14 protein-coding genes and 1 tRNA gene (1 of these 15 only partly in view) are annotated in these 14,116 nt (G+C 42.1%); 10 read left to right on the forward strand and 5 right to left on the reverse strand.

Annotated elements, in window-relative coordinates:
• Window positions 1-39, reverse strand: a tRNA-Gly gene (locus B3V51_RS08215); it reaches 137 nt to the left of the window's first position.
• A gap of 583 nt (window positions 40-622) precedes the next feature.
• On the opposite strand from B3V51_RS08215, the gene B3V51_RS08220 reads away from it, so the two are divergent.
• The 4 genes from B3V51_RS08220 to B3V51_RS08235 all read left to right on the forward strand — a co-directional run bounded on the left by B3V51_RS08220 (window position 623) and on the right by B3V51_RS08235 (window position 2,991).
• Window positions 623-1,435, forward strand: a complete 813-nt coding sequence (locus tag B3V51_RS08220; RefSeq protein WP_071003015.1) for a M48 family metallopeptidase — start codon at window positions 623-625, stop codon at window positions 1,433-1,435.
• Window positions 1,436-1,663: 228 nt separating this feature from the next.
• Entirely contained in the window at window positions 1,664-1,984 is a 321-nt protein-coding gene (locus B3V51_RS08225; RefSeq protein WP_058025709.1) for a BolA family protein, read from the forward strand.
• Between the two features lie 60 nt (window positions 1,985-2,044).
• Entirely contained in the window at window positions 2,045-2,404 is a 360-nt protein-coding gene (locus tag B3V51_RS08230; RefSeq protein ID WP_071003014.1) for a SirB2 family protein, read from the forward strand.
• Between the two features lie 185 nt (window positions 2,405-2,589).
• On the forward strand, window positions 2,590-2,991 hold the full coding sequence (locus B3V51_RS08235; protein ID WP_071003013.1) for a hypothetical protein: 402 nt from the start codon (window positions 2,590-2,592) through the stop codon (window positions 2,989-2,991).
• Between the two features lie 138 nt (window positions 2,992-3,129).
• On the opposite strand, the gene trxA is transcribed toward B3V51_RS08235, so the two are convergent.
• Together trxA and B3V51_RS08245 are read right to left on the reverse strand one after the other, a co-directional pair.
• The gene (gene trxA, locus B3V51_RS08240) at window positions 3,130-3,567 is read right to left on the reverse strand and encodes a thioredoxin (RefSeq protein ID WP_212564187.1); all 438 of its coding nucleotides are present in this window, start codon (window positions 3,565-3,567) and stop codon (window positions 3,130-3,132) included.
• Window positions 3,568-3,706: 139 nt separating this feature from the next.
• Window positions 3,707-4,579 carry an MBL fold metallo-hydrolase gene (locus B3V51_RS08245; RefSeq protein ID WP_071003011.1) on the reverse strand — a complete coding sequence of 291 codons (873 nt, stop codon included), beginning with the start codon at window positions 4,577-4,579 and terminating at the stop codon, window positions 3,707-3,709.
• 287 nt (window positions 4,580-4,866) lie between these two features.
• Here B3V51_RS08245 and B3V51_RS08250 point away from each other — a divergent pair, with 287 nt between their 5' ends.
• The 5 genes from B3V51_RS08250 to B3V51_RS08270 all read left to right on the forward strand — a co-directional run bounded on the left by B3V51_RS08250 (window position 4,867) and on the right by B3V51_RS08270 (window position 9,958).
• Window positions 4,867-5,235, forward strand: coding sequence for an ArsR/SmtB family transcription factor (locus tag B3V51_RS08250; protein ID WP_240365425.1), 369 nt, complete (start codon window positions 4,867-4,869; stop codon window positions 5,233-5,235).
• Window positions 5,236-5,289: 54 nt separating this feature from the next.
• Window positions 5,290-6,999, forward strand: coding sequence for a SulP family inorganic anion transporter (locus tag B3V51_RS08255; protein ID WP_284719676.1), 1,710 nt, complete (start codon window positions 5,290-5,292; stop codon window positions 6,997-6,999).
• Between the two features lie 225 nt (window positions 7,000-7,224).
• On the forward strand, window positions 7,225-7,551 hold the full coding sequence (locus tag B3V51_RS08260) for a beta-lactamase hydrolase domain-containing protein (protein ID WP_058025715.1): 327 nt from the start codon (window positions 7,225-7,227) through the stop codon (window positions 7,549-7,551).
• A 73-nt stretch (window positions 7,552-7,624) separates the two neighbouring features.
• Window positions 7,625-7,957 carry a TIGR01244 family sulfur transferase gene (locus tag B3V51_RS08265; protein ID WP_071003008.1) on the forward strand — a complete coding sequence of 111 codons (333 nt, stop codon included), beginning with the start codon at window positions 7,625-7,627 and terminating at the stop codon, window positions 7,955-7,957.
• Window positions 7,958-8,419: 462 nt separating this feature from the next.
• Window positions 8,420-9,958, forward strand: a complete 1,539-nt coding sequence (locus tag B3V51_RS08270) for a reverse transcriptase domain-containing protein (protein ID WP_284719677.1) — start codon at window positions 8,420-8,422, stop codon at window positions 9,956-9,958.
• Window positions 9,959-10,049: 91 nt separating this feature from the next.
• On the opposite strand, the gene B3V51_RS08275 is transcribed toward B3V51_RS08270, so the two are convergent.
• On the reverse strand, window positions 10,050-11,498 hold the full coding sequence (locus B3V51_RS08275) for an alanine/glycine:cation symporter family protein (RefSeq protein ID WP_284719678.1): 1,449 nt from the start codon (window positions 11,496-11,498) through the stop codon (window positions 10,050-10,052).
• A 264-nt stretch (window positions 11,499-11,762) separates the two neighbouring features.
• Window positions 11,763-13,340: an alkyl hydroperoxide reductase subunit F gene (gene ahpF / locus B3V51_RS08280; RefSeq protein WP_252962815.1), complete on the reverse strand. Its 1,578-nt coding sequence runs from the start codon at window positions 13,338-13,340 to the stop codon at window positions 11,763-11,765.
• A 362-nt stretch (window positions 13,341-13,702) separates the two neighbouring features.
• On the opposite strand from ahpF, the gene B3V51_RS08285 reads away from it, so the two are divergent.
• Window positions 13,703-13,951: a YdcH family protein gene (locus tag B3V51_RS08285; protein ID WP_240365428.1), complete on the forward strand. Its 249-nt coding sequence runs from the start codon at window positions 13,703-13,705 to the stop codon at window positions 13,949-13,951.
• Window positions 13,952-14,116 lie beyond the last annotated feature (165 nt).

Here is a 14,116-nt window from a genome sequence, read left to right on the forward strand (position 1 = left end):
CCTTGGCAAGGTTATGCTCTACCACTGAGCTATTCCCGCTTATTATCGAATCATCGTGTTGTTAACAACCACTCCGTCTCGATAGGCTGGCTATTTTAGCAAATATTCTGTGGGTGTCAACACCTTTTTTAAAAATTATGGCTGATATTTCCAGTCCAGACCTTCGTTTTTGAGAAAATACCACATAAGCAATTGATTTAAAAACGGAATTTCTTTTAGAAAAATATAAATTATTTCATATTAATAATAGCACTTTAAGGTTTATCCTCTGACATTGATACCTACTACTTCGGTTAAACCCTATCAGTCCATAGTTTACCTTACGTCACGTTTGTAAAAGATTATAAATTTTTTTGCTATCACTAAAAGCAAAACGTTACTTCATTATGAACAATGTCTATTTCACTTACAATCATACGCTCTATTGTTACTTTTCCTATCTTGGTTTTACTTGGTTAACATTATTATACTTATTTACAATGATAGCTCTAACAGGCTTTTACTGTCTTAGTAGGTGATTGGACGTCGATAAAGAGCCATAAAAAATAGCGCCATTACTTGCTGCAACCCGATTTACTTTGTTTGATTTTTCTTTTTATTATTTATCGAGAGGATGCTTTTTATGAAAAAACTATTGACCACTGGTGTGATGGCGGCTTCATTGTCCGCGCTAACATTGACTGGTTGTACCAGTACGACCAATACTGGTGCCGTCGGCGTCGATCGTCAGCAGTTATTGTTGGTTTCTAGCGAGCAGGTATTGCAACTGTCAGCACAGAGCTACGCGAAGACACTGCAAGATGCAAGATCAAAAGGTGTATTAGATACCAATACCGCCCAATTGAATCGCTTGAAAAACATTGCTAATCGTTTGGTTGGTCAAGTGGGTGTTTATCGTGCAGATGCAGCAAGATGGAAATGGGAAGTACACACGATCAAATCTGATCAGTTGAATGCTTTTGTTATGCCAGGTGGTAAGGTTATGTTTTACTCAGGCATCATTGACCGTCTGAACTTAACTGATGATGAGATTGCTGCGATCATGGGTCATGAAATCTCTCACGCATTACGTGAGCACTCACGTGAACGCATCTCACGCGAATACGCGACCCAAACAGGTATCGGTGTTGCTGCTAGTATCTTTGGTCTATCACAAGGTCAAGCGCAGCTAGCAAGCGTTGCTGGCGATCTAGGCTTGAGCCGTCCGCACAGTCGTACCCAAGAGAGCGAAGCCGATCAAATTGGTCTTGAGTTAATGGCGCGCGCAGGTTATAACCCGCAGGCCGCTATTACTTTATGGCAAAAAATGCAGCGTGCGAGCCAAGGCGAGCCGCCTCAATTCCTAAGCACTCACCCAACGAGCAGCAGCCGTATCGCGGAGCTACAATCATTGATGCCAAAAGTAATGCCACTGTATCAAAAGGCGCGTCGTTAACACGTGACTTAGCGTATTAAGCTACGACTCATGAAGTGCGCAAATACCAAAAAGCAAAGTACAGACTCTGAGCTGCGCTTTGCTTTTTTACTTTTACTATTTATGGTTGTCACAATTTAAGAGGTCTTAAAACGCGCGCTGTACTGGTTTCTATGTCTGCTATAATACCGATAGATATCATTTGCAGATTGCCTAATAGAATTGCGCAATATACATTGAAGGATTGTTATGAGCACTACACCTACCGCCGATGCACTTCATGCCAAGCTACAGGCTCTAGAGCCGCAGCACATTGAACTAATCAATGAGTCAATGGCCCATGCTGGCTATTTCGAAGGCAAAGAAAGCCACTTTAAGCTCACTATTGTCAGTGAGGCATTCGAGGGCAAGCGACTGGTCGGGCGTCATCAGCTAATATATGGATTGGTTACGCCTTTATTGACGTCACAAGGCGGTCAAGTACATGCCTTAGCCATTCATGCTTATACACCGACAGAGTGGCAAGGTCAAAGCCCTGACAGTCCATTATGCGCGGGTCAAAATAAATAGCTGACAATAAAATGTTTTAAATAAGCCCATATAATGCAGTTCTAGCAGGAGCAATATTCGATGAAACATCTACACATGCTGATGGCAGTACTGACCATTGTGCTGTTCTTATATCAGAGCTACTTAGTGCTCAGCGCAAATAGACGCGCGCCACGCGTGGTCAAAATCGCCACTCATATTATATATGCATTACTGATCCTGTCAGGTGCGATCATGCTCATGCAACTGATGAGTGTTAATGCGCCTGTACAGTGGGTATTTGCCAAAATCATCTTACTTATCGCAGCGATTAGCTCAAGCATCAAAGCCTTTAATGCCCATGCGACACCCACTCAGAGCAAAACAGGTATCCTGATTTCAGCTATCGCATATGTTGGCATTGTAATACTCGCCTTTGTCAAACCCGCCAACCTATTCTGATAAGCAATTGTCGTTGTAGCAGCGCTTTAATATTTTGAGTAAATATTGTATTGCTATCGCACAAGCAGACGTATTGATAAGACCGTAAAATATTAAACCATTTATATTTTTTCAATATCTTAAACATGCTATTTTTGCTATCTTAAATAGATATAAATACAATTACTTAGCTTAATGGAGCCACTATGAAAACGTTTACCAAGGCGACACTACTGGCAACAGTTGGCGTTTTTGCGCTCTCAGGCTGTGCCTCTACGGGCAATGTCACGCCGCAATATGTGCCGCCCAGCACTTATCAAAACTATGATTGCCAAGCATTGAGCCAAGAATACAATCGCGTCAACCGTTATGTCGAAGCGGCGCGCAATGAGCAATCTACTTTTGCAGCGTCCGGCGTGGGCGTGGGGATTTCTGCAGGACGCTGGGGTATCTCTCCCAATATTAGCTTTGGGGTTGGCAAAAGCAATAATACCAAAGCGCGTGACGCAAAGTTATCGCGGCTCTATGGTGAGCGCGATGCGATTGTCCAATCTGCCCGTATTCAACGTTGTAGTTTTGCCAATGGCATCAAGATTTATGGTGAATAAGATTTAGCGATCTGCACTCTCGTTAAGATAGAATCGTGACATAACAAAAAAGCCAATACGCGCTCAGCATATTGGCTTTTTATGGCTACAACTTTGATAAGTCATAATCTAATCTGAGTAATACTACTTTACTAAGCCCTACGCCTGCAGGCTTTGCACCCACTGGATGATTTGATTGCTTGGTAGTGCGCCTGACTGACGCGCGACTTCCTTACCATTTCTAAAAGCAACCATCGTCGGTAAGCTTCGGATATTATAAGGGGCTGCCGCTTGCTCGTATTTATCCGTCTGTACTTTGGCAAACACTACCTGCGGCAATTGACCAGCAGCCGTCTTGAACTCTGGTGCCATCATAATGCACGGCTGGCACCAGCTCGCCCAAAAATCTACGATGGTCAATACGTCGTTTTTTTGGATAACCTTATTGGCCGTTTGTGCATTAAGCTCATGCGGGCTTGCGGTCAATAATGATTGACTACATTTACCGCATTTCGGTGCAGCGCTTAGCCGTGCAGCCGGAACACGGTTGGTGGCCTGGCAATGCAGGCATACTAAATGAAAACTGTGTTCACTCATCATCTTTGTCCTATTTTAATTGTTTTGGAGTGTCTCGATCGGTTTGTATCAATAATTTTAGCATAGTCATTTATAGATAAGTGCCTACCCTACAGCGCGATGCGATATATCACATTTTTTAGTCATGACACGCTTTGATTTATTCACCAAGGACATTGATAGGTACTTTTAGATAGCGCGTACCGTTGTCCTCTGGCGCGGGAAAGTTCCCCGCATCAATATTCACTTGTACCGCTGGTATAATCAGACGCGGCATGTCCAAGGTTGCATCGCGGCGCTCACGCATTTGCACAAACTCTGCTTCGTTGATACTGTCTTTGACATGGATATTTTCTAATTTTTGGGCAGCAACGGTAGTCGTTGGGCAGTGCTGGCGACTCTCACGCGGATAGTCATGGCACAGATACATCACAGTATCTTCAGGGAGTGCGAGCAGTTTTTGAATAGAGCGATAAAGCGTCTTTGCGTCACCACCTGGGAAATCACAACGAGCCGTGCCCACATCAGGGGCAAATAACGTATCGCCGACGAACACCACTGTTTTCTCATTATCGGCCGCCACATAAGCCATATCAGCACGAGTATGACCTGGCACATACATGGCTGTGATTGTAATACTGCCGAGCGCTAACGTCTCACCATCGTCTGTCAAAATATCAAACTGACTGGCATCCGTGCGAAAGCTGGTATCAAAATTAAAGATTTGCTTAAATATTTTTTGTACTTCAGTGATGTGCTGACCGATGACCAATTGTCCACCAAGGCTTTCTTTGACATGGATCGCCGCCGATAAATGATCCGCATGAGCGTGCGTCTCAATAATGTATTTCAGCGCCCAACCGCGCTCACGTACGAACTCAATGACCTCGTCAACACTGCTTGTGCTCGTCCTACCTGATTTTGCATCAAAGTTTAATACTGGATCAATCATGGCACATAGCTGCTGCTCGACATCAGCCAGTACATGTGTGTAGGTTTCTGTGTCTCTGTCTAAGAAAGAATGAACTTGCATGGCTGCCTCTTTGTCTATTTATGAGTGTTGTGGCAATGTGGTTTTTATATTCAATTAACGCTTAAGTATGATATTGAGTCGTATATAATGATTGCTTATCATTACGATTTATTTGTTATTACTAATATAGCAACTGCAATACATTTTATCAATTTATATAATGTAAATAATGATATCTTGCTATGTGGCGCGATATCATTGATAATCAACCATATATTATTAAAAATAATATGGTAGTGACTGCCCTATTATATAAGGAGCTTATTCTGGCTACTTCTACTTCATCAATGAGTACATCTACTCACAGCGCTAACCATGATACCTCCTCTGATAGCGCCGACTTTTCATCTATTGATCTTGCCAAACAAATGCAACAAGCATCGATGCAGGCCAGCCAATTACTAAAGTCGCTCTCTCATCCTGATCGCCTACTTTTACTTTGTCAGTTGACACAAGGTGAGTACTGCGTCGGTGAGCTTGAGGGGTTGGTTGGTGTTGGACAGCCAAGCTTGTCGCAGCAACTGGGTATCTTGCGTAAGGATGAGCTGGTTGCCACTCGCCGTGAGGGCAAGCAAATTTACTATCGTATCGCAAGTGATGATGCTTTAGCCGTATTAGATCTGCTTTATCAGAGATTTTGTGCCAAAACCGAATAATGCCGTACTCGCCTGACTGTTTTATACTGCTTTCTATCTTGGTGATGTATTAATATGTCTTCTATCGCTGCACGTCTGATTCCTACTTGGCTGCGCCAATACCAGCTCACAGCATTACCGACTGATCTGGTCGCAGGACTGGTGGTGGGCGTACTGGTGATACCACAAAGCCTAGGTTATGCGGTACTTGCTGGTCTGCCGCCCGTGTATGGTCTGTATTCTGCGATCGTACCTGTACTCGTCTATGCTTGGCTTGGTTCTAGCAACGTACAAGCTGTTGGGCCCGTCGCGATCACTGCCATCATGACGGCCAGTGGTCTACTGCCTTATGCTGAGCAAGGCACAGAGCAGTATGCCCTGATGGCGAGTTTATTGGCATTAATGGTAGGGGCATTGCTGTGGATTGCAGGGCGGCTAAAGCTTGGCTGGATTATGCAGTTTATCAGTCGCGGCGTCTCAGCAGGGTTTGTGAGCGGCGCGGCAGTGCTTATCTTTGTCAGTCAGCTGAAGTATCTGATGGCGATACCTATCGCTGGTAGCAGCTTGGTTGGCTATTTATCTACCATGCAGTGCTATGCCAGTCAGGTGCATCCGCTGACCTTAGTGATTGGTATTATCGCGTTTGTACTTTTGGTCGCTAACCGCTATGCGAGTCAATGGGTATGGCGAACGTGGCTGTCATCATCGTATGCCAAATGGGCCGAACGTTTATTTCCATTGGTTTTACTGGGTATTGCTATCGTTCTAAGTATTCTATTGCACTGGAATTCGTTAGGGGTTGCGACCATTGGTCGTATCCCGCATGGTCTACCCAGCTTTACACTACCGCATATGACCGACCTACAAGAAGCGCTCAAACTCTTGCCGACCGCAGGATTGATGGCACTAATTGTTTTTGTCTCTAGCAGTTCCGTTGCCAGTACTTACGCACGCTTGCGCGGTGAGAGCTTCGATGCCAACCATGAGCTGACGGGTCTTGGTCTTGCCAATCTATCTGGCGGACTGTTCCAGAGCTTTGCGGTCGCAGGTGGCTTTTCACGCACGGCGATCAATGCAGATTCTGGAGCAAACACACCCCTTGCCAGCCTTGTGACGGTGCTGGTAATGATTGCCGCGCTGATTGCCTTTAGTAATGCACTTGCACCCTTGCCTTATGCGTTACTCGGTGCAACCATCATGGCCTCTATCATTGGTCTGATAGATATTGCGACTTTAAAGTCTGCTTGGCAACGCGATCGCTTGGATGGAGCTAGCTTTTTAGCAGCGTTCGTCGGTGTGCTCATATTTGGGCTAAATACGGGTTTGGTTATTGGGCTAATGGTGTCATTCGCCAGTCTCATCTGGCAATCAAGCAAGCCACATGTCGCCATCGTGGGACAGCTGGGCGGTACCGGACACTTTCGCAATATCAATCGTCACGATGTGGTGACTTTTGACAATTTATTGATGCTGCGTATCGATGAGAGTCTGTTTTTTGGCAATAGTGAATCGGTACACCGCCGTATTCTAAATGCCATGCAGCAATATCCAGCAGCGCAGGAAATTATTTTGATCATGGCCGCGGTCAATCATATTGATCTGACAGCACAAGAGATGCTCAGTACCTTAAATAAAGAGCTTGCGCTGCAAAACAAGCGCTTACATTTTAGTTTTATTAAGGGCCCTGTCATGGATATCATCGGGCAGACCCCGCTCATTAGTGAGCTGTCAGGGCAGGTATATCTCAGTACGTTAGATGCCGTCGATGCCTTGAAAGACATTTAGCTGCGTCATTATTTTTGTACCGCGCTTTTAATCGCTACTGTCGTCTATCGTACAATATCGCTATGATAGAGCCTGTGTTATGCTAGATTGACTGAACATAGGCTAATGGTACATAAACACATATCACCCGTCGTTTCAGTCTCAACAATGCATGACCTTATTTTTATCATCTCTGCCACGAGCTCAATAATAAATATATATTAATAACGATAACTGAAGCTATTTATGACCGATGACCTAACGATTTATAAGCAAATTTATCCAAGCCAATGTATCAAAATTGCCGAGCTTGGCTATCGCTCAGTACTCAATATACGTCCAGACGCTGAGATCGAAACACAGCCTAACAGCTGTGATTTGGCAACTGCTACAAAAGAAGCAAACTTAACCTATCATCATCTACCATTCGATGATGAGCGCTTGAGTATGCTGACCGTAGAGCAGTTTGCTGAGTTTTATCATGCGATGCCAAAGCCCATATTGATGTTTTGCGGTACGGGCGCACGCGCCAAACTGCTGTATCAAAGCGCATTGATGCAGGGCTTGCTATAGTCATATTGCTCGCTTTGGCTCAATCATAAATGTATTTTACACCACCAACTCAACCAATAAAAAAGGAGCTCCTATGAGCCATGAAGTTAGCTTTACGGGACAGATCACCCCTGACCAAGTCCCTATGATTGCCGAAAATGGCTTTAAAACCATTATCAACAACCGTCCTGACGGTGAAGAACCAAATCAGCCAACCAGTGCAGAGATTGAAGCTGCTGCTAAAGAAGCAGGACTTGCTTATAAAGAGATTTCATTCTCAGGTAATGGCTTGACGCAGCAGCATGTCGAAGCATTTGCAGATTTCTTTAACCAAGCTGAGCAGCCAATGCTTATCTTTTGCCGTACGGGTAACCGCTCAAACGGTATCTATGAAGCCGCCAAGCAAATGGATTTGTTAGACGACTAACACGCGCCTTTACGCGCATATATAGTCGCCGCATACCGTGATCAGCTGCGCCTGTCCAAAATTTGGATGGGCGTTTTTTTGTTTGTACATTTAGACAAGTTCAATTTTGTTAGTAAATAAATCAAGGGTATGATAAATTTAGTCTAGTGAAGGAAACAGCAATTGGTTTAAGTCTGGTTCTGAATTTAAGCATCTGTAAAGATCGCTGCTGGGTAGAAAGCTACCTCAGTTAAACTAATATCATATTGTGAGCAGTTAGCACAGATATTCTGTACTATTAGTGTAATAAGGTATTGAAGCATCATAGCGACAATCTCCGTAAGCATGAAAGTTATTATTTCCAAAAAAAAGGGGCGTTACCTCTTATGGTGACGGCAGAACAGTTTCATCACGTTTTCATCAATCGCTCTTGCGTAAAAATGCTAGCCCCGTTCCTTCACTCCAAATACGCCTCGTAATTTTATGAAAAATAAAGATAATATAGACGACTGGTACAAGATTAAAAAATACCCTCATATTGGATACCCTTCTAAAAGTCGCCGACAGACCATATCATATATAAAAAACAGAGATAAAATAGCTGTCCACGGTTTTGCTCCATTCATTCACAAAATCATATCTACGAATCGGTATAGAAAAGATTATGATAGTGATGGAAAATCAATAAATAGTAGAAGACGTACTAATAGAAGTAGAAAGAACAGAGATATCTATTATGCGAATAATTTAGATTCAAATATTTATGCCTACTACTCTTATATACTAAATATCCATTATGATGAAATACTAGAAGAAAAGTCACTTAGTGAAGTAGTTACTGCTTATCGCAAATCACGAGAAAATCCTGATATCATTCAAAAAAATTCAAAGAGAAATAATATTGATTTTGCGGATGAGGTCTTCAGATATATTAAAAATCAGGTGGATATTAACGGTGACGTTGTTGCTATAGCTTTTGATATCAAAGATTTCTTTCCTAGTTTAAGTCATAGAATTCTTAAGCAAACATGGTGCGATGTTCTTAAAACAGATCAGCTGCCAGCTGACCACTATAACCTTTTCAAAAATATTACTAGATTTTCTTATGTTGAAGAAAGCCACCTTTTTAATCTATTTAAAAATAGAGTTATAGTAAGAAAAAAAGATGGTAGCTTGATAGAAAAATCTATAGAACGTATTGAACATCTATATAATAAAAATGCTGTTGCATATTGTGAAATGCAAGGTATACATGAAATTCGTAGAAAAGGTCTCATACGAACAAGTAAAAGAGTCAATGGAAAGATTATAACTACTGGTATATGTCAAGGCTCTGCTATTAGCGCAATATTGGCAAATATATATATGCTGAACTTTGATGAGTTAATTCACAATGAGATATCAAAAATCGGTGGGCTTTATAGGCGCTACTCTGATGATATGATTGTCATCTGTCCATCAGATAAAAAGTCAGATATTATTCAGCTTTTTGAAGAAAACATTAGAAATATAGAATTAAATATTCATGAGGATAAAACACAAGTTTTTCATTTTTCTCATTATCAAGGTAGGATAATTTGTAAGCAAGAGTTTAATGGTAAGATAACCCCGTATAGCGCGAATAGAAATTTTGAGTATCTTGGTTTTAGTTTTGACGGTGAATATGTCCGTTTAAAGACAAGCTCTTTAGCTAACTACTACCGGAAAATGAAAAAAGGTGTACGAAGAAGTGGCTTTTATAGCAGTAAGATAAACAACGATACTAAAGGTGAAATATTCAAAAGAAGACTATATAAAAGATATTCTTATATTGGCTCCAAACGCTGCGTGAAATATAAACGTATACAAGGTACTACAAACCAGTGGCATCCTGATAAGCATATAATAAATTGGGGTAATTATATAACCTATGCGAAAAAAGCTCATGCAAAGATGAGTAGTTATAGTAAGATTGACTCGCAAATTAAGAATCACTGGAAGAACCTACACAAAGAGATTGAGAAATCTAAAAAACCTTATTAAATAATTTTTTAATATATTTTTAGTCACAAAAAAAACCACTTTAGCCAAGCTAAAGTGGTTTTTTATTTGATAAGACTTCGAGTATAACGTTTTACTGTTTTTGCTCTAATGCCTCTTTTACTGCTTTTTTGCCCCATGCACTCAGATCGAGATCTAATTTCTCATACTCTTGCGCATCGAATAACGGCTCTTTGACGCCTGATTTTAATTGACGGGCAAAGTCGTCAAGTAAGCGCTTGGCACGCGGGAACAGCATAATCAAGGCCAATAAGTTGGCAAGTGCCAGTACGCCCATCAATGGATCGGCGAAGAAGAACACGCTGGTAGCTGCTGGAGCGACTGCGCCCAAGAATAAGATCGCAACCACCACAACACGCAACACCAAGGTTGCCGTTTTAGTATTCTTCTTAACCAAGAAGTTGATCGCATTTTCGCCCATGTAGTAGTTATACATGATAGAGCTTAATGCAAATAATAGTAGCGAGATGGTCAACACATACTGAGACCAATTACCCAGCTGCGCGGTGAGCGCTTGCTGCGCGAGTACGATACCATCAACTTCGGCACCTGGCTGATAAACACCGCTGAGCAAAATCATAAATGCCGTGGCACTACAGACCACGATGGTATCGATAAATACCGACAGTGACTGCGAGATACCTTGACTGACTGGATGCGTGGCATAAGCAGTGGCGGCAATGTTAGGCGCAGAACCCAAACCTGCCTCATTAGAGAACAGGCCGCGCTTCATGCCTTGCTCAATCGCCACACCGATACCGCCACCAACGACGGATTCAATACCGAATGCATTTTTGACAATCATTGCCATCAGTGCAGGCAGATCGGCGATATTCAACACGATGATAATTAGTGCCATCCCAATGTAAATCAGCGCCATCACAGGAATCACAACGTCAGCGACTTTTGCAATACGCTGGATACCACCAAAGACGATAAATCCACCCGCAACCACCAGTACCGCACCTGATATCCAGCGATCAATCCCGAAGCTTTCAAGCGCGGAACCTGCTACTGTATTACCTTGGAATGCGATAAATCCAATGGAAAAAGACAGTAGTAAAGCAATAGCATAAATGACAGCGAGCCAACGATAATCTTTACCTAAACCGTGTAAAATATAAGTTGCAGGGCCACCGCGAAAGTTACCATCATTGTCTCTGCGCTTGTAAAGCTGAGCCAAGCTACATTCAACAATACTGGTCATCATGCCGATGAGTGCCACAACCCACATCCAAAAAACTGCACCGGGACCACCTAAAGAGATTGCAACGGCAACACCAGCAATGTTACCACCGCCAACACGTCCGCCGATCGAAACAAGCAACGCCTGACGGGCAGAAATGCCGTCGTCTCCTACTTCGTCCGTCTTAAATACACGGAACATACGTTTAAAATATGTAAACTGAGCGAACCTGCCCACAATGGTAAATAATAAACCAAAAATAATTAACATAGGCACGAGTGCCCAGCCCCATGTTAGATCCCCGACTAGGGCAAAAAAAGATTCTATATATTCCATGCCTATTTTCCTTATAGTTCGTGACGCTATGATAGGTTTTATTGGGCTTATTATCGCATCTAAGACCCATATTTGTAACGAAAATGGCGCATTTGTAACGTAGATGATGACATTTTTCAAGAGAAATTGCTTTGTTCACTCATCAAAATGACTGGTTTTTAAACTTTAGGCGCTATTCTATAGAAAAATTCCTATAAAAACGCAAAAAAAAGCCACCTCAATTAAGGTGGCTTTTTCTTCTAATATTAATTCTGATATTAAAACTTACTGCATAACCAAATATTCAAATGCTGCCAATGCTGCTTTACTACCCTCACCCATTGCAATATTAATCTGCTTAAATGGTACGGTGGTCACATCACCGCAAGCAAAAATACCTTTGCGATCGGTGCGGCAGCGCTCATCAATCTCAATCTCACCAAAGCGGTTTAAATCGACAAAGCCTTTGACAAATTCAGTGTTTGGTACGAGACCGATTTGTACAAACACGCCTGATAAGTCACGCTCATGCGTCTCGCCTGTGCTGCGATCTTGGTAGACGATAGATGATACCTTTCCATCAGTCGCCTTAATTTCTTGCGTCGCCGCACCAGTAATGAATTCAATATTGGATTTTTCTTTGGCTTTATTGATCAATACTTGGTCTGCTTTTAACTCATCAGCGAACTCTAATACAGTGACGTGCTTAACAATACCTGCCAGATCTAACGCAGCCTCAACGCCTGAGTTACCACCGCCGATCACTGAGATGTCTTTACCTTTGAAGAATGGACCGTCACAGTGGGCACAAAAAGCCACGCCTTGACCGATATTTTCTTCTTCGCCCGGTACGCCAAGCTTACGCCATTGGGCACCTGTCGCCAAGATAATACTACGAGTTTCAAACGTCTCGCCGGTATTTAGATTGATGCTGTAGTTTTCTTCTTCTGTCTCGCCGATATCTTTCACACTGACATGCTCTCTTAGCGTGATATTGTACTCAGCTAAGTGCTTAACGAAATTAGTCGACAAATCAGTACCATTGGTTAAAGGTACAGAGATTAAGTTTTCGATATCTTGCGTGTCTTTGACTTGTCCACCGATACGATCAGCGACCATGGTGACTTTTAAGCCTTTACGCGCGGTATAAATAGCTGCTGCAACGCCTGCAGGACCTGCACCAATGACAGTGACATCTTGCTGCTCTAATTGCTCAGCATCATCTTCCACATCTGACAACAGATCAGGAAACTGCTCTTGTAATTTTCCAATCAGTTTGGCAGTGTCAATCAGACCATTGGCAAATGGTTTACCGTTCAAGAATACGGCCGGTACACCTTGGATTTTGTTTGCTTCTACTTGCTCTTGGAAGAGCGCACCATCGATCATCTCATTGCTGATACCATCGTTTAGTAGCGCAAATTGATTCAACGCCTGAACCACTTCTGGGCAGTTATGGCATGATAGTGACACGTAGGTCTGAAACTGTAGCGGCTTGTTGAAGCGTTTGATTAGCTTTTGGATACCTTCATCCAATTTCAGCGTATGACCACCCGCTTGCAAAATGGCTAGGATCAATGAGGTAAACTCATGACCACCAGGAATACCACTAAATACGATACCTGTATCAGCAGTCTCTCCATCAACATGACTGACTACTTTAAAACTAATCGCGCTTGGCAAACTGTCATCGATAACCTGCTCATCGAAATTGATTTTGTCAGTCGTACCCGCAATCTTGCTCAAAAAGTCGATCAATTCAGCGCGCTTATCGTGCTCACCGCTGCCCAATACAAAAGTAATCGGGCGCGTCATGTTTTCGCTATATGTCTTAACTGCGTCTAATAAATTTTGATCTATCATGTTAGTTCCTCATTATGACTGAATATGTAACGGCAACTATCGAACTGCCTGTTTAAATATGAAATTCTCACACTTAATAATTTTATAAAAAACCTTGTATATATCGAGCTTTCGCTCTTGAATGACCCTATTATCAGGTGTTCGCAGTATTTGGGCAAGCTGAGAAACTCAAACTTTACGTTTTATAAAACCAATCGTTAATAGGTTTAATTAATTAAATACAAATATACTGGTAGATAATAGCCATAGTATCTAGGCTATTTTTTCGCTACAATCGAGAATAGTTCTTAAGTTAAGCCGTCTTTTTAACACCATACGCGATTGCTTATGAGAAGCTTGCGTTTCATGACAAGGATGAACACATGAGAAAAACAGATACTTTCCACGATAACAGAGATATTATTGCCGAACTGAAGCTCAAAGACAGTCATTTCGCGAGTATTTTTGATGAGCATACCGAGCTTGATCAAAAAATCAATTATCTCGAAAAAGATCTAGTCAAGCATGCCAGCCGTGAAGAAGAAATAGAACAAATGAAACGGCGTAAATTACATCTCAAAGACGAGATTTATAAGATTATTGATAAAAATAAAGAACAATCTCGCGCCTGATATAGTCAATCCTAAATAAAACAGATACATTATATATCAAAGTGGAACTGGTCTAAATCTTCCTTGCGTGCTGTGGCTATGCAGACAGAGGCTGCGAAAAATTTATCCCAGTCCCACTGTATCGTTTTTATACTGAATTCACTATATAGTCAATCAATATTAAAA

It is taken from the genome of Psychrobacter sp. UBA2514 (assembly GCF_002341255.1).
GTDB classification, from domain to species: Bacteria; Pseudomonadota; Gammaproteobacteria; order Pseudomonadales; family Moraxellaceae; genus Psychrobacter; species Psychrobacter pacificensis.